A 14,995-nucleotide genomic window follows, 5' to 3' on the forward strand; every position below is an offset into this window, starting at 1 on the left:
CATTACTTTTTAATAAGTCCCAATTCAATTAAGCGTTCCGTTAAAAATTCACCCGCTGTAATATCGTCATATGCTTTTGGGTTATCTTCATCAACACAACTGTCCAGTACATCTAGTTTCATATCACTTATAGGGTGCATAAAAAACGGGATGGAATAACGTGATGTACCCCAAAGTTCTCTTGGTGGGTTAATAACACGGTGTATGGTAGATTTTAATTTATTATTGGTATGTCTGGATAGCATATCGCCCACATTAATCATCAGCTCATCAGGTTCAGCAATTGCATCTATCCACTCACCCTTATGGTTTTGCACTTGCAAGCCTCTTCCTTGAGCCCCCATTAACAAAGTAATTAAGTTAATATCGCCATGTGCTGCAGCACGAACAGCATTATTGGGCTCTTGGGTAATGGGCGGGTAGTGTATGGGCCTTAAAATAGAATTGCCGTTATGGATATAATCATCAAAATAAGTTTCTTCCAAATCAAGATGTAAGGCCAAGGCCCTTAAAACGTACTTGGCTGTTTTTTCTAGCATCTTATAGGCTTCCTTACCTATTTTATTAAATTCCGGCAGTTCTTCAACAATCACATTGCTAGGATACTCGGCTTTTAGTTTTGGATTGTCTTCTACGTATTGTCCAAAATGCCAAAACTCCTTTAAATCACCTTCCTTTTTTCCTTTAGCACTTTCTTTACCAAACGATACATAACCGCGTTGCCCACCAATGCCGGGGATTTCATACTTCTGTTTAACTTCAACAGGTAAATCAAAAAAATTTTTTACTTCTTTATAGAGGTTTTCAACGAGTGCATCATCTAAAAAATGGCCTTTTAGTGCAACAAAACCAATATCTTCATAGGCTTTTCCAATAGCATCAACAAATTTTTGTTTTCTTTCAGGATCACCAGAAATAAAATCACTTAAATCTACACTAGGTACTTTATTCATTGGAAAATAATTTAATTAATGAGTATATACAAATGTACAAAAACATTGTCAAGATTAATCTAAATTCTAATATCCACCTTCTTCTATTTAACTTTTAACATCCAACTTCTACTATTTAACTTCCAATATTATAATATATTTAATAAACTTTGAAAAACCCCATATTCTAGATTAAACCAAATATAGATTGTTAAAAATTAAGCAAAAAGCAACATCAACTTGCCCAGACGGTTTTTGCAACTTGCAGAAACGAACAACTCAACCTGACCTACTGGGTAGGTCAACCCTTAGTACTGAACAGGTAAGGTTGAGTTGGTGGTCCGGTAAACTTGCATGGATGGTCTGGGCAAGTTGAGATGTTCTACATCTTGTTTTAAATACCATTTATCGAGTATTTTTATAAAAAAACGGTCTGGAAAACGAGCAGTAGTAGCCCTTAATTTTTTAATTATATGATAGGCCTCATTGCTTAGGCACTAGATTCTAGACTTGGCCTGTACCTGTCCTAATTAAAATGTTTAGAGGGTTACTTATAATGCCTTATTTTAACTTCCAATATCTAATTTATAGTATATTTGGTAAACTTTGAACAGCAAGTTAATGGAAAAAACAAATGTTTCTAAACACATGATTTACTATTTAAATGATTTAGATACAACCATTATTATGGGTTTGTACAAGAACATGTTGAAATCGAGGATGGTAGAGGATAAGATGCTTGTTTTATTGCGACAGGGAAAAATAAGCAAGTGGTTTTCGGGTATAGGGCAAGAAGCTATTTCGGTTGGGGTAACCCTTGCATTACACCGCGAAGAATATATCCTTCCCATGCACCGTAATTTAGGTGTTTTTTTATCACGTAACATTCCTTTACATCGTTTGTTTGCCCAATGGCAAGGCAAAGCTTCGGGGTTTACCAAGGGTCGGGATAGGTCCTTTCACTTTGGTAGTCAAGAATATAAAATTGTGGGCATGATATCCCATTTAGGTCCGCAGTTAGGTGTGGCCGATGGTATAGCCCTAGCATCTAAACTAAAAAACAAAAACCAAGTTACAGCTGTTTTTACCGGTGAGGGGGGTACCAGCGAAGGGGATTTTCATGAAGCATTAAACGTGGCTTCGGTTTGGCAACTTCCCGTTTTATTTTGTGTAGAAAATAATGGCTATGGGTTGTCTACCCCCACAGCAGAGCAATACAACTGTAATGATATAGCAGATAAGGCCATAGGCTATGGTATGGAATCGTTTGTTGTTGATGGTAACAATGTTATTGAAGTTTTTAAACTTGTTAGAAAACTGGCTGAAAGCCTTAGAAAAAAACCACGCCCTGTATTATTGGAATTTAAAACGTTTAGAATGCGGGGGCATGAAGAAGCCAGTGGCACCAAATATGTACCAGATGCCCTTATGGATAGTTGGGCCAAGAAAGACCCGCTATTGAATTACCAGAATTTTTTATTGGATGAAGGCATCTTATCAGAATCGCTTATTGCTTCCATTTCCAGCGATTTTAGCAAAGTCATTAAGAAGAATCTAGACATTGCCATAGAGGAACCCCCTATTGTTCCTGATGTAAGTAATGAATTAAATGATGTTTTTAAACATCTTGATTACGAGGAGTTTAAAGAAAATGATGCTTTTGAAAACATCCGCTTTATCGATGCCATTTCCAATGGCTTAAAGCAGAGCATGGAGCGCCATGATGATTTGGTGATTATGGGTCAGGATATAGCCGAATATGGCGGTGTTTTTAAAATTACCGATGGGTTTGTTAACCAGTTTGGCAAGGCACGTGTACGCAACACACCCATTTGCGAATCTGCCATTATAGAAACAGCCATGGGCTTATCTATAGCAGGTATGAAGAGTGTGGTAGAAATGCAGTTTGCCGATTTTATTTCCTCGGGCTTTAATCCTGTAGTTAACTATTTGGCCAAATCGTATTACCGCTGGGCACAACATGCCGATGTGGTTATTCGTATGCCCTGTGGTGGTGGTGTAGCTGCTGGTCCTTTTCATTCACAAACCAATGAGGCCTGGTTTACCAAAACGCCAGGGCTAAAGGTGGTATACCCAGCGTTTCCGTATGATGCGAAAGGATTGTTAAATACTGCTATTAACGATCCTAACCCGGTATTGTTCTTTGAACACAAGGGCTTATATAGAAGCATTAAGCAAGATGTTCCCACAGGGTATTATACTTTGCCTTTTGGTGAGGCCTCGGTTATAAGAGCAGGGGAGGATGTTACCATCATCAGTTACGGTATCGCAGTGCATTGGGCCTTAGAAACTTTAGATAGCAATCCAAACATTCATGCAGATCTCATAGACTTAAGAACTTTACAGCCTTTAGATACAGCTACAATATATGAGTCCGTTAAAAAAACAGGCCGTGCCATCATCTTGCACGAAGACACTTTATTTGGAGGCATTGCCAGTGATATATCGGCGCTTATTATGGAACATTGTTTTGAACATTTAGATGCCCCAGTAAAGCGGGTTGGGAGTATAGAAACCCCTATACCTTTTGCCAAACAGCTTGAAGACAATTACCTTCCAAAGCACCGATTTGAAACAGCCCTAAAAGAACTTATGGACTATTAGTTTAACATTTTATTGTATATTTAATAAAATGGATGGGCTTTGAGAGGGTTGTTATGTATCATATTATTAAGTATTATTAGTTGCAAAAAGGAAGCAATACCCTTTGAAGCACAATACAACTGGCACAAAATGGAAGTTACAGCTACGGCATACAACTCCGTAACTTACCAAACCAATACCAATCCACACATTACAGCTTTTGGAGATAGTTTATATCCTGGATTGCCATATATAGCCGTGTCTAGAGATTTATTAAAAAAAGGATTTAAACACAACACCCCCGTTAAAATTGAGGGTTTTGACAGTATTTATTTTGTTAAGGATAAGATGCACTGGCGTAAAAGAAACCAAATAGATATATACATGGGCTTAGATGTTAAAGCTGCAAAAGCATGGGGCAGAAAAAAGGTAACTGTTTCCTATGGGGTTTTAAAGGATAGTATTTTAACCGAATAAATTATTTGGTTTCTGCTTCAGAGAGTATAAAAGGATACGCTTTTTTAACTTCTAAAAGTTCTTTATTTGTTAATTCACTAGATGTTTTTTTTAATATCTCTTCACAATATGTATTTCGCAATTCATAATAAGCCTTGGTTAATTCATCCTGTACCGCAATGAATTGCCTGTAAGAGGTTTGTTGCCCATTTTGTAATGAAACTACAGCTTTACTCGGGTTTTCAGATGCATGAATGTTTTTCACACCATGACAATAGTTACAGCTACCATCTCCATTATTATCAATGAAATTTTTAGCAATATCCTTTAATTCATCAATAGCAATAATATTGTCTTCTACCATAATCTCATCATTATTGTTTACACGTATGCGAAGAATATTGCGTTCTTTAATAGGGTTGGAACAATCTGTCCCTGGTGGGCATTCTCTTGGAAGCAGTCTATTAATGCCTTGATCAGATGAAATAGTAGCGGTTACCAAAAAGAAAATAAGTAATAAAAATGCAATATCTGCCATAGATCCTGCATTTACTTCGGGCATTAGTCTTGAATGTCTCATGTTATGGATTTATTTGTTAATGTAAATTTAGCCTCACAAAAACAATACCATAAGTATTAGATAATCAATATTTTAATGCGCATACCGCATGGCGCCTTTCCATACCGCTTCGTAAGTATTACTTAAGCTTAGAGTCGTTTTGTTTTCTAAAAAGGTAGTACGGTCTATGCGTTTTAACCGTTTTGATATGTCTATTACTGTTCGCATGTTTTTTTTGATTGATGTTGATGGTAATTTAAAAAGACGTTACTTATCTGTAACGTCTTTTACTGTTCCACAAATAACTCTTAGTGTTCTTAGGAGTATCTGATACTTGATTGGTGTTTAAAGTTCTCATAATTGTTGTTTTTTAATTGATTTATACTTGAAAGACGATTAAGTTTAAAAAACGTTACAGTACTATGCATAACAAAGTAATAATTAACATAATTTTATGATTAATGGGTAGGGGAGTTGGTAGGCTAAAGGGTTTAGGTTGTATATAATAAAAACTAGAAAAGCGATAATTTAGGAACGGTTTTTGTTAAATCCTTCTAAAATATACCTGTACAGTAAGCCATTTTAATATAAAACAATATCTTTGATGATAGCAATTAAGTTACTTACCACAGGTAGTAAAGTAATAGGAGAGACCCAAAACTTTATTGACGCTATGAGATTACTTTTTGTTTGCCTTATTATTTTTAGCATGACAATATCGGTACATGCACAGATTGACAATAGAAATAATTCCGTTTCCATTCCTGCTATTGAGAGTGAAAAAGATTCTACCGATTTACCTATAATAGCTCCTGAAACTCCTAATAATAACCCAAACTTTGGAAGTTTAAATGTTCCAGACCTTACTACAGATATCAATACTCCTAAAAAGCAGTTTTCGTTATTTGGTGAAGCATTTGGAAATCCAGGGGAACATTATATAAAACAGATTAACAAAAGTATTGCCGACACGAAGCTAAGCCCTAAAGAGGTTGAACAATTAAATGGCAGTACAACAGACCAATATTTTGGTGATTTTAGAAGTAATGCGGCATTTGTAAATGTGGTTTATCGCGACCACGGTTATGTGGATGGCGATTTAATTCAGGTTTTGGTTAACGATGATGTTGTACAGGCCCGCGTATTTTTATCTGGTGGATTTAGGGGCTTTAAACTCAATTTGCAAAAAGGGTTTAACAAAATTGATTTCTTGGCACTCAACCAAGGGGAATCGGGACCTAACACAGCCGAATTTCAAGTAGTAGACGATGCCGGCAATTTAGTTTCCAGTAACCGCTGGAACCTGGCTACGGGCGTTAAAGCCACCGTTATTATTGTTAAAGAATAAAATGGCTTTATTATTACCGAATGGCATCAATTAAAGTCAGTTCCTCATCACTAAAATCCAAACAATCCAAAGCCTTTACATTTTCCTTTAATTGATTGGGCGAACTAGCACCAACCAATACAGAGGCCACTTGTGGCTGTCTTAAGATCCATGCAATCGCCATTTGGGATAGTTTTTGCCCGCGTGCATTGGCTATTTTAGATAGTTGCTGGATTTTGTCAATTTTATCAGAAACTGTTTCTTCATTTAAATACGTATAGTTTTTAACAGCTCGCGAATCTTTTGGAATCCCTTTCAAATACTTATCGGTAAGTAGGCCTTGGGCCAGGGGAGAAAAGGCTATACAGCCAACACCCGTGTTTTCTAAAGTGTTTAAAAGGCCCGCTTCAACCCATCGGTCAAATATCGAATAGCGTGCTTGGTGTAATATAAAAGGCACCTTAAGCGCTTTTAAAAGTGTAGCTGCTTCTTGGGTTTCAGCAGGTTGATAATTTGAAATTCCAACATACAATGCTTTGCCCTGCCGCACAATATCAGCCAAAGCACCCATAGTTTCCTCTAAAGGCGTATTAGGGTCTGGCCTGTGGTGATAAAACACATCTACATAGTCTAAGCCCATACGTTTTAAGCTTTGGTCTAAGCTGGCTATAAGATATTTTCTAGATCCCCAGTTACCGTAAGGACCGGGCCACATATCATACCCAGCTTTTGAGGCTATAAACAGTTCATCCCGATATGCTTTAAAATCGTTCTTAAAAATGGTTCCAAAATTCGATTCGGCCGAGCCGTAGGGCGGGCCATAATTATTGGCAAGATCAAAATGGGTTATGCCCAAATCAAAGGCTGTTCTTAAAATATCCCTGCCGTTTTGAAGGCTATCAACAAACCCAAAATTATGCCACAGCCCTAGGGATATGGCTGGCAAAAGCACACCACTATTACCGGTTCTGTTATAAACCATAGTTTCATAGCGTTGTGGGGCCGCTAAGTATGTTTTTCTTCCACTTTTATCGTTAATCTGCATGCTTTATAAATATAAGAGTAAATATATAAATTACTTTATAAGTGCCAGGAAGTTTTGTGCAAAATAACATTCTTCAAAAATTTTCATGGCAATCATTCGGTATAAACGCTTTAAGGTGTTATTTTTGCACGCTATAAAGCTAGATACATGTCCATATCAAAAACAGAACTAGAAGAAAGAAAAACCGGCAAAGATCTCTACAGTTATCAAAAAGGGGCCATCGATAAAATTTTTAAAAGCTTTGAAGAGTCACCTGATGATTACCACTTACTTTACCAGTTACCAACAGGGGGTGGTAAAACTGTTATTTTTTCTGAAATAGTAAGGCAGTATTTAAAGCACCACAAAAAAAAGGTGTTGGTCATGACACACCGTATTGAATTGTGCAAACAAACATCTAACATGCTTACCGAGTTTGCTGTTGTAAACAAGGTTATTGATAGTAAAGCCGATTTAAGCGACCAAGCCAACTACAGTTGCTTTGTGGCCATGGTAGAAACCCTGAACAACCGATTGAATGACGACAAACTGGATATTTCTGATATAGGTTTGGTGATTATAGATGAAGCACATTACAACTCCTTTACCAAACTGTTCAAGTTTTTTAGTCAATCTTTTATTCTTGGAGTCACCGCAACCCCATTAAGTTCGAACATTGAATTGCCCATGACCGATAATTATGATGAATTGATTGTTGGTGAAAGTATTGAATCGCTTATAGAAAATGGCTTTTTGGCCCGTGCCGACATGTATACGTACAATGTTGGCTTAACATCATTGGTGGTTGGAGCCAATGGGGACTATACGGTAAAATCTTCGGAAGACCTGTATACCGATACCGATATGCTTAGTAAACTATTACAAGCTTATGAAGAGCGTTCTAAAGGAAAAAAGACTTTGATTTTTAATAACGGTATTAATACATCGTTGCATGTTTACGATACCTTTAGAAGGGCTGGATACCCCGTTGCGCATTTAGACAATACCAATACCAAAAAAGAACGCGCCTTAATTTTAAAGTGGTTTAAAAAAACACCCGATGCCATTTTAACATCGGTAAGTATATTAACTACGGGGTTTGATGAACCATCGGTGGAAAGCATTATTTTAAATCGAGCAACAAAATCCTTAACCCTATATTACCAAATGATTGGTCGTGGGTCGCGTATTTATAAAGATAAGAAGACCTTTACCGTGGTAGATTTAGGAAATAATTTTTACCGTTTTGGGCCTTGGGGCGATAATTTAGATTGGCAACGCATTTTTAGGTCGCCCAATTATTATTTAGATTCCATTTTAAGTGATGACGAACTGGAGAGCAATTTTAGGTATGAAATGCCGGAAGACCTACGTGCAGAGTTCTCAAACTCAAAAGAAGTGTATTTTGATATCCAGAAAACATATGTAGATTCCATTAGAAATGGCGAATCATCCAAAGTGGTTTTAGAACGATCTATTGCGCAACACGCCAGAATTTGTATAGAAAACAGTGAAGACGTTTACGATGCTTTGGCACTGGCTAAAAAACTGGGAGATGATGTTGATTTTAGAGTACAGCGGTACACCAAGTGCATAAGTAAGAGTACCTACAATTTTGTTGAGTGGTTAAAAGACGATTACAAGAAAAAATTGAATTCGTATTTAAGGGTTAATTTTGATACAGTATTTGAGGACATTTTTGGGTATCCTCCAGAAGATTAGCACAAGGCACTAAATTTACATTATATAATTTTAATGTGCTTAAAAAATAAGTGTACCTTTACGGTAAATTAGCATGCTAAGCAATTTTTATATAAACTTCTCAACACTTAAAGTATTTCTTGTTCAAGATTTTACATAAAAATTACCTCATGGTATTAGCAACAGTAATCATTTAAAAAAACCGATTTATTTTTTATGGCAAAATCGCAAGTCACATTTAACAAAATTGAAAAAGAAAAAAAGCGCTTAAAAAAACGAGAAGAAAAACAAAAAAAGAAAGAAGCTCGTAAGGCAGAAGCTAAAGAAAACCCACAGGGTATTCAATTTGCATACGTAGATTACAACGGAAATTTAACCGATACACCTCCCGACCCATCCATGAAAGTAAAGGTTGAAGCGGAAAACATTGAAATTGGTATTCCAAAGAAAGAAGATAGAGACGAAGAAGTGCCTGCTGCAAAAGAAGGTAAAGTATCGTTTTTTGATACCAAAAAAGGGTTTGGGTTTATTATAGATAGCATAAATCAAGAAAAATATTTTGTGCATGTAAGTGGGTTGCTTGAACCGATTGCTGAAAATGACAAGGTGACTTATGAGTTAGAGCGGGGTTTAAAAGGCATGAATGCTGTTCAAGTAAAAAAAATATAGTCTTTTCAGTTTGTTATAGTTTTAAAATATATGAATGTTTCTCGTAAAACCATTCTTATCATATTAGCATTTTTTGCCATTTATGTCATTTGGGGTTCTACTTACCTTTTAAACAAAATTGTTGTTCAGGAATTGCCTCCTTTTAAATTAGCCTCCATACGTTTTTTTACAGCAGGGGTCCTTATTTTTATTATCTGTAAAATACTAAGGGTTAACATTTCCATTACCAAAGGCCAACTTAAAAACACTATTATAGCGGGTTTTTTATTCTTAACCTTTGGCAACGGCGTTGTTGTTTGGGCGCTTAAATATGTAGACAGTGGCTTTACCGCTCTGGAAATTTCGGCACAGCCATTGGTTGTACTGATTTTAATGCGCATTTTGCAAGGAAAAAAAATATCCAGCATGTCCTACATAGGTGTTGTATTGGGCATTATTGGTATTTATCTTTTAGTGAGCCAAAAACAATTGGTGAGTCAAGAAGGGCAAATAATGGGCATGATCATGATTTTTGCTTGTATGCTTAGTTGGGCCTATGCCAGCTTATTTGTTGGAAACGCTAATTTACCCTCAAACTTTTTTGTTAACACAGGCTATCAAATGCTTGCAGGGGGCATTATGCTGGCCATAGCAAGCCTTTGCTTTGGCGAAACTTGGTCTGCACCCACAACCTGGAGTGTAAACGCACAGCTATCTATGCTTGCGCTCATTATATTTGGTAGTATTATTGCCTTTACGGCATTTAACTATCTTTTAAAAGAAGTTTCTCCAGAAAAAGTAGCCACATCTACCTATGTAAATCCTATTATAGCCTTAATTTTGGGGTGGTGGATACTAGACGAACAAATTACCACACAATCCATAATAGCAGCAGTTATACTGTTAACGGGCGTTTATTTTATCAATTCTAAACGCGTTATAAAACCTAGAAGTATTGGGCGTTAAAAATGCTATAAAATATATGATTATAAGTGCCGTAGCCTTTGCATGTATGAATGCAACTGTAAAGTACTTAAAAGATATCAACACCTACCAAATTGTGTTTTTTAGATCCTTTAGTTCTTTGTTTTTTACTTTTGGGTTTTTATTGAAAAACAAAATCCCCATTATAGGGAAAAAGAATAAGCTTCTTTTTTTAAGGGCTATAGTTGGTGCCACCTCTATGATGCTGTTTTTTATGTCGGTTAAATACCTGTCGGTTGGTACAGCTGTTTCATTGCGCTACATAGCCCCCATATTTGCGGCTATTTTTGCTATTGTTTTTTTAAAGGAAAAAATAAAGCCCCTGCAGTGGGTATTTTTTGTAATATCATTTTTTGGTGTGCTGGTTTTAAAAGGCTTAGACACCCAATTAAACAGTACAGGGCTTTCGCTTGTTTTAATGGCTGCGGTACTAAGTGGTTTGGTGTATATCTTAATCAATAAAATAGGCAATAGTGAACATCCCGTGGTTATTGTTAACTACTTTATGGTATTTGCAACTATTATGGGGGGTGTGCTTTCTATAAACCATTGGGTAACCCCAAAGGGTATAGAGTGGGTTTTATTATTTTCACTGGGTGTATTTGGGTATTTTGGACAAATATTTATGACCAAAGCCTTCCAAACAGCGTCAACCAATCTAGTGGCCCCTTTAAAATATATTGAAGTCGTCTTTACAGCATCTATTGGGGTTATGCTTTTTGGTGAAATTTATACATTTTGGAGTTTGCTGGGCATAGCCTTAATAATAGGGGGTATGGTATTGAATGTTTGGTATAAATCGCGTTTTAAAACTTGATCAATCTATTCTCTCAATTTTAGAGTCTGCGGTAAGATATTCGTGAATAATGGTTGCATCTCCTTTATATCTTAACAAGCAATCTGCCGTTGCATTAATGTCGATGGTGTTGAGAATTGTTATATAAGCATCACAATCTGCTACCATATCTATTTTTAAATTTTCAACTTTTAAACCATAAGAATAAAGTTTCGCATCTGCTCGTAGCTGAGCATTTAATACATCAATGGTTCCAAATAGATTGGCTATAGCATCAGCAGAGGCATTAAGCTCTAAATAATTGGTAATGACTTCTCCTTCAAAAGCACTATCAGCAGTTACATTTATTTTTGCAATATTGGTAATAAGTGTATTTTCTAAATACATATTTGTATTGGCAATGGCACTAAAGTCTGTAAGTGATTTAGTAGTTATATAGACATTTAATGTTGGATGTCCTTTTATATTTATATTGTTTCTTAGTTTTATTTTTAACTTGTTATCATGAACTGTTACCACGATAAGATCATGCAAATTATCATTGGCCTCTATTTCAACGGATTCTTGATTTTCAGAAAAATTTATATAGGCATTAAACCCTCCCGAAACCTCTACAGCAGTAAAATCCTTATAATTTATACTACGTGTGGTAACCAAATCGCTATGCCTAACATCTATAACATCTATGCTACATGAAGATAATGTAAAAGCTAAAATGATGAGTTTTATATAAAGTCTGTTCGTTTTCATTTTGATTGATTTTATTTATTCATTTATTTAATTTGGAGGTGGCAACCCATTGAAAATTTACCGGGTGCCATATGTTGGCGTCATTATCTAATTTAATTGACACTATATTGTTTTCTGAAAATACATGACGTGCATTTATAGCGTTTGTACGTTTTTTATTTTCCATTTTAATTATCTTTTTGTTTGTACCGATTTCTACCCATGTTAAAAACACCTATCTTAATACCAATACCTGTAGAAAATCCATTAATATTAGAAATAGAATATTCTGGCTTAAAGTCAACATTACTCGTTAAACGCTGCTTTATACCAACCTCAAGCTGTATATATCTTGAAATATTGTATAAGATGCTTATCCCTGGCTCAAAAACAAAAACAGGTTGCCAATCATCATCTTCAATAGTATAATCAATAGCATCATCAAGCAAACCAACAGCACCTCCTCCTATAAGTATAGGAAATGACAGGTTTAGCTTAGATTTACTAAATAGTATAGGCTCTAAATGCAATCCTCCATAAAATCCAACCAAATCTCTATCATTAAAATCTAACCCTTGCTTATTCAAATCTGAATAAAAGCCAACCCCCACAAAACCAACTTCAAATTGCTGATTTGCTACATAAGCAACTTGAAAGCTCGCTAAATAAGTATCGGCATGATTTATTTGCCCATATAGCATCCCTAATCCTAAATACACTCCATGAACCGTATTTTTTCTGTCATTAAATTCAATATAATCATCAGATTGTTGGGCATTGGTTGTATAAATACAACAGAAAAATGTTAAAAAAAGGTAAGTAAGAATGTGTTTCATTGTTTTTAATTTTAATTGTTATTGGTATAGACAACCTAGCAGCAAAGAAGTTGCATATATTTCCAATTAATTTTTAAAAAATTTATAATTTAATCTGTATTGAGCGGTAGTGATCTAGTCTTTTAAGGTAATAATTCCTTTTTTACCAGTTATAGTAATAATACCAGAGGTAGGATTTCCATAATTAGCTGTTATTTTTCTTATTCTATTGCTTTTGTCTATAACATTACTTTTAACATTTGTAAATGTTTTTGGAAGTCTTAACAAACCTTCTTCTAAAGTAGCATTGAATTTGAAATCTAACCCATCGATAGTTATGCCAATATCTGAAGATTCTTGATTAATAGTAACATAAGTAGCGGGTTCATTAATTTTAAAAATTCTTAGTTCGACTACTTTTAGTTGAAGATTAATTTGTTTTTCAATACTTTTCACTTCCATATTTGTAAATTTTAAATCGCCTAAAAAATTATCAATATGGTTAATGTAAATTTCATCCTTACTGGATATTATATCAAGATCTAAGATGTTTTGGGCATTAATATAGCTTCCGCTTGTTCTTAGCATCATATTTTTTGAATCTTCAATATCAATGCTTCCATTTTTTAAAGTTATAGATCCATAAGAAATAGATTTTGCTCTAAGTTTGCCAAACTTCATATCTATGTTGGCATTGGTTAGGTTCTTATTAATCCATAAATCACCATGTTGTAACTCAGCTTTAAGCTTTCCTGTCCAATTATCTATTATTACATCACCAAAGGTGTTTTTTACATTAATTTCAGCATTTGTTGGTAAATAAATCGTGTAATTTATTTCAACATTGCTTTTATCAAGAGTAAAAGGATTTACTTTATTAAAGTGCTTTGCAAAAAACCCAACATTTTTATCCGATATTTCCGAAACAACACTTATATAATTACCTGACTCTCTAATATTTGCTCCTATACGATCAAATAGTTCTTTGGCCTTTTCTTTTTTGTCATCGCTAACAAGAATATCCATTGTGATGACTATTTTATTTTCACCCCATCCATTAATAGTTATATTACCATACTTATTTTCTAAGTACAATTCGCCAATATTTGTCATTTTAAATGTTTTCTCTACTTTTTTTGTGAAAACTTCTTGCGAAAACATGGAAAAGCAAACCATCAATAACAGAAGCAGTATGCTTTTTTTAAAGTATGTATGCATCTTCATTATGTTTTTGTTGTTTTTTAGAACCATTAATTTGTTTTAATAAATTTTCGATCAATTCAATTCGTTTCTTATAGTTTGTCACAATGGCTTCTAGTACAAGCTCGGTATCTAAACTGTTTTGCAATTCTAGTTTTAGTGCATCATATTCAACATCGAGTTCGTCCATAAATGATAAAAACTCTTTTTTCTCTTCATTTGACAACGCTGGATTTTCATCTAAGCGTTTTACTTGAAAAGCTAGTAACCCTTTGTAATACATATCTATATCAATTAATTCTTTAGCCATTTGGTTATGCTCTGATGGAGTAGAGGACTTAATGATTGTGGTTTTTATAATTGTAAACAGACCAAGACCAATAACAAGTACAGCCGCGACTTTAAATATGGTTGACTGCCATAGCTTAATTACCTTAGGTTTAGGTTCTTCTTGCTTGTCTAATGCAGTTTCAATACTTATCCATAACCTATTTTTATCCACTTCATGACAGTCAAAAAGGGCTTTGTTTTCTTTTATATGCTTTTCGAAATCGTCCATTATAATCTATTTAGAATTTCAATTAATTTTTTCTTAGCCCTGTGGTATTGTGACTTTGATGTCGAGTCTGTTATCCCTAAAATCTCGCTAATTTCTGCATGGTCATAACCTTCTATTAAATAAAGATTAGTGATTTGCTGGTAGCCAATGGGTAACAACCCAATACCTCTAATAATCTTTTTTACGTCCATTTTAGTATCGCATACTTCTTCATTTTCATCTTCATACTTAATTCTATTCATTTCGGTTTCAATAGGAATTATGGGTATTCTTTTCTTTTTTAAGTGATTGATGCTTTTGTTAACAACAATTTTTTTTAACCAAGAGCCAAACGTACTCTCATACCTAAATGATGAGATATTTTTAAACGCCTCAACAAAACTATCCTGTAAAATATCTTCTGCGTCCTCTTTAACCTTAACCATACGCATACTTACATTATACATAGCATCTACGTATAACATATACAACTTATGCTGTGCCATTCTATTTCCGAGCTTGCATTCTTCAACAAGATCTTTATGAGTATATAAAATACTGTTTTTCAATTAAATTTTGTTAGGCATATTTCACGCAAAAAGCACTTAAATATGTTGTGCTACTATTGTATAGACAACGGCAAAACTAATTAGTTGCATGGATATTAAGAAAAAATTAATTA

17 protein-coding genes are annotated in these 14,995 nt (G+C 34.7%); 7 read left to right on the top strand and 10 right to left on the bottom strand.

The features are described from left to right. Positions 1-2 precede the first annotated feature (2 nt). Positions 3-953 carry an isopenicillin N synthase family dioxygenase gene (locus tag AC5SR4_RS14895; RefSeq protein ID WP_495357071.1) on the bottom strand — a complete coding sequence of 317 codons (951 nt, stop codon included), beginning with the start codon at positions 951-953 and terminating at the stop codon, positions 3-5. Positions 954-1,580: 627 nt separating this feature from the next. Between AC5SR4_RS14895 and AC5SR4_RS14900 the strand changes: the two genes are divergently transcribed. Further along, a complete protein-coding gene (locus AC5SR4_RS14900; protein ID WP_495359195.1) occupies positions 1,581-3,557 on the top strand; it encodes an alpha-ketoacid dehydrogenase subunit alpha/beta in 1,977 nt (658 codons plus the stop codon). 129 nt (positions 3,558-3,686) lie between these two features. Continuing rightward, positions 3,687-4,013 (top strand): 3D domain-containing protein, encoded by a 327-nt coding sequence (locus tag AC5SR4_RS14905; protein ID WP_495357072.1) that lies wholly within the window; start codon positions 3,687-3,689, stop codon positions 4,011-4,013. Position 4,014: 1 nt separating this feature from the next. Here AC5SR4_RS14905 and AC5SR4_RS14910 read toward each other — a convergent pair whose 3' ends face one another. Both AC5SR4_RS14910 and AC5SR4_RS14915 read right to left on the bottom strand, forming a co-directional pair. Further along, positions 4,015-4,572 (bottom strand): ExbD/TolR family protein, encoded by a 558-nt coding sequence (locus AC5SR4_RS14910; protein WP_495357073.1) that lies wholly within the window; start codon positions 4,570-4,572, stop codon positions 4,015-4,017. A 72-nt stretch (positions 4,573-4,644) separates the two neighbouring features. Then, positions 4,645-4,779: a hypothetical protein gene (locus tag AC5SR4_RS14915; RefSeq protein ID WP_495357074.1), complete on the bottom strand. Its 135-nt coding sequence runs from the start codon at positions 4,777-4,779 to the stop codon at positions 4,645-4,647. Positions 4,780-5,155: 376 nt separating this feature from the next. Between AC5SR4_RS14915 and AC5SR4_RS14920 the strand changes: the two genes are divergently transcribed. After that, the gene (locus AC5SR4_RS14920) at positions 5,156-5,899 is read left to right on the top strand and encodes a hypothetical protein (RefSeq protein ID WP_495357075.1); all 744 of its coding nucleotides are present in this window, start codon (positions 5,156-5,158) and stop codon (positions 5,897-5,899) included. Between the two features lie 13 nt (positions 5,900-5,912). Here AC5SR4_RS14920 and mgrA read toward each other — a convergent pair whose 3' ends face one another. Further along, positions 5,913-6,923 carry an L-glyceraldehyde 3-phosphate reductase gene (gene mgrA / locus AC5SR4_RS14925; RefSeq protein WP_495357076.1) on the bottom strand — a complete coding sequence of 337 codons (1,011 nt, stop codon included), beginning with the start codon at positions 6,921-6,923 and terminating at the stop codon, positions 5,913-5,915. A 147-nt stretch (positions 6,924-7,070) separates the two neighbouring features. On the opposite strand from mgrA, the gene AC5SR4_RS14930 reads away from it, so the two are divergent. From AC5SR4_RS14930 to AC5SR4_RS14945, 4 genes are all read left to right on the top strand, one after another. Then, complete coding sequence (locus tag AC5SR4_RS14930) at positions 7,071-8,624, top strand: DEAD/DEAH box helicase (RefSeq protein WP_495357077.1); 1,554 nt, start codon at positions 7,071-7,073, stop codon at positions 8,622-8,624. A 195-nt stretch (positions 8,625-8,819) separates the two neighbouring features. After that, positions 8,820-9,272 carry a cold-shock protein gene (locus AC5SR4_RS14935; RefSeq protein ID WP_495357078.1) on the top strand — a complete coding sequence of 151 codons (453 nt, stop codon included), beginning with the start codon at positions 8,820-8,822 and terminating at the stop codon, positions 9,270-9,272. Between the two features lie 30 nt (positions 9,273-9,302). After that, complete coding sequence (locus AC5SR4_RS14940; RefSeq protein WP_495357079.1) at positions 9,303-10,217, top strand: EamA family transporter; 915 nt, start codon at positions 9,303-9,305, stop codon at positions 10,215-10,217. Between the two features lie 16 nt (positions 10,218-10,233). After that, positions 10,234-11,052: a DMT family transporter gene (locus tag AC5SR4_RS14945; protein ID WP_495357080.1), complete on the top strand. Its 819-nt coding sequence runs from the start codon at positions 10,234-10,236 to the stop codon at positions 11,050-11,052. Here AC5SR4_RS14945 and AC5SR4_RS14950 read toward each other — a convergent pair whose 3' ends face one another. The 6 genes from AC5SR4_RS14950 to AC5SR4_RS14975 all read right to left on the bottom strand — a co-directional run bounded on the left by AC5SR4_RS14950 (position 11,053) and on the right by AC5SR4_RS14975 (position 14,882). Then, positions 11,053-11,781, bottom strand: a complete 729-nt coding sequence (locus tag AC5SR4_RS14950) for a head GIN domain-containing protein (RefSeq protein ID WP_495357081.1) — start codon at positions 11,779-11,781, stop codon at positions 11,053-11,055. 19 nt (positions 11,782-11,800) lie between these two features. Next, entirely contained in the window at positions 11,801-11,947 is a 147-nt protein-coding gene (locus tag AC5SR4_RS14955) for a hypothetical protein (RefSeq protein WP_495357082.1), read from the bottom strand. Between the two features lies 1 nt (position 11,948). Then, complete coding sequence (locus AC5SR4_RS14960) at positions 11,949-12,596, bottom strand: hypothetical protein (protein ID WP_495357083.1); 648 nt, start codon at positions 12,594-12,596, stop codon at positions 11,949-11,951. Positions 12,597-12,710: 114 nt separating this feature from the next. Further along, positions 12,711-13,793, bottom strand: a complete 1,083-nt coding sequence (locus tag AC5SR4_RS14965) for a hypothetical protein (RefSeq protein ID WP_495357084.1) — start codon at positions 13,791-13,793, stop codon at positions 12,711-12,713. Further along, the gene (locus tag AC5SR4_RS14970; RefSeq protein WP_495357085.1) at positions 13,777-14,334 is read right to left on the bottom strand and encodes a hypothetical protein; all 558 of its coding nucleotides are present in this window, start codon (positions 14,332-14,334) and stop codon (positions 13,777-13,779) included. The genes AC5SR4_RS14965 and AC5SR4_RS14970 overlap by 17 nt, the downstream gene beginning before the upstream one ends. Continuing rightward, positions 14,334-14,882 carry an RNA polymerase sigma factor gene (locus tag AC5SR4_RS14975; RefSeq protein WP_495357086.1) on the bottom strand — a complete coding sequence of 183 codons (549 nt, stop codon included), beginning with the start codon at positions 14,880-14,882 and terminating at the stop codon, positions 14,334-14,336. Before AC5SR4_RS14975 ends, AC5SR4_RS14970 begins: the two co-directional genes overlap by 1 nt. Positions 14,883-14,995: the final 113 nt, after the last annotated feature.

This window comes from Aestuariibaculum scopimerae, assembly GCF_059428085.1.

Excerpts from the sequence above, each read along its gene's own strand:
- AC5SR4_RS14935 (WP_495357078.1), top strand. The coding sequence starts at position 8,820 with ATGGCAAAATCGCAAGTCACATTTAACAAAATTGAAAAAGAAAAAAAG.
- AC5SR4_RS14950 (WP_495357081.1), bottom strand. The coding sequence starts at position 11,781 with ATGAAAACGAACAGACTTTATATAAAACTCATCATTTTAGCTTTTACA.
- AC5SR4_RS14960 (WP_495357083.1), bottom strand. The coding sequence starts at position 12,596 with ATGAAACACATTCTTACTTACCTTTTTTTAACATTTTTCTGTTGTATT.
- AC5SR4_RS14955 (WP_495357082.1), bottom strand. The coding sequence starts at position 11,947 with ATGGAAAATAAAAAACGTACAAACGCTATAAATGCACGTCATGTATTT.
- AC5SR4_RS14945 (WP_495357080.1), top strand. The coding sequence starts at position 10,234 with ATGATTATAAGTGCCGTAGCCTTTGCATGTATGAATGCAACTGTAAAG.
- AC5SR4_RS14895 (WP_495357071.1), bottom strand. The coding sequence starts at position 953 with ATGAATAAAGTACCTAGTGTAGATTTAAGTGATTTTATTTCTGGTGAT.
- AC5SR4_RS14920 (WP_495357075.1), top strand. The coding sequence starts at position 5,156 with ATGATAGCAATTAAGTTACTTACCACAGGTAGTAAAGTAATAGGAGAG.
- mgrA (WP_495357076.1), bottom strand. The coding sequence starts at position 6,923 with ATGCAGATTAACGATAAAAGTGGAAGAAAAACATACTTAGCGGCCCCA.
- AC5SR4_RS14930 (WP_495357077.1), top strand. The coding sequence starts at position 7,071 with ATGTCCATATCAAAAACAGAACTAGAAGAAAGAAAAACCGGCAAAGAT.
- AC5SR4_RS14910 (WP_495357073.1), bottom strand. The coding sequence starts at position 4,572 with ATGAGACATTCAAGACTAATGCCCGAAGTAAATGCAGGATCTATGGCA.
- AC5SR4_RS14970 (WP_495357085.1), bottom strand. The coding sequence starts at position 14,334 with ATGGACGATTTCGAAAAGCATATAAAAGAAAACAAAGCCCTTTTTGAC.
- AC5SR4_RS14900 (WP_495359195.1), top strand. The coding sequence starts at position 1,581 with ATGATTTACTATTTAAATGATTTAGATACAACCATTATTATGGGTTTG.
- AC5SR4_RS14905 (WP_495357072.1), top strand. The coding sequence starts at position 3,687 with ATGGAAGTTACAGCTACGGCATACAACTCCGTAACTTACCAAACCAAT.
- AC5SR4_RS14965 (WP_495357084.1), bottom strand. The coding sequence starts at position 13,793 with ATGCATACATACTTTAAAAAAAGCATACTGCTTCTGTTATTGATGGTT.
- AC5SR4_RS14940 (WP_495357079.1), top strand. The coding sequence starts at position 9,303 with ATGAATGTTTCTCGTAAAACCATTCTTATCATATTAGCATTTTTTGCC.
- AC5SR4_RS14915 (WP_495357074.1), bottom strand. The coding sequence starts at position 4,779 with ATGCGAACAGTAATAGACATATCAAAACGGTTAAAACGCATAGACCGT.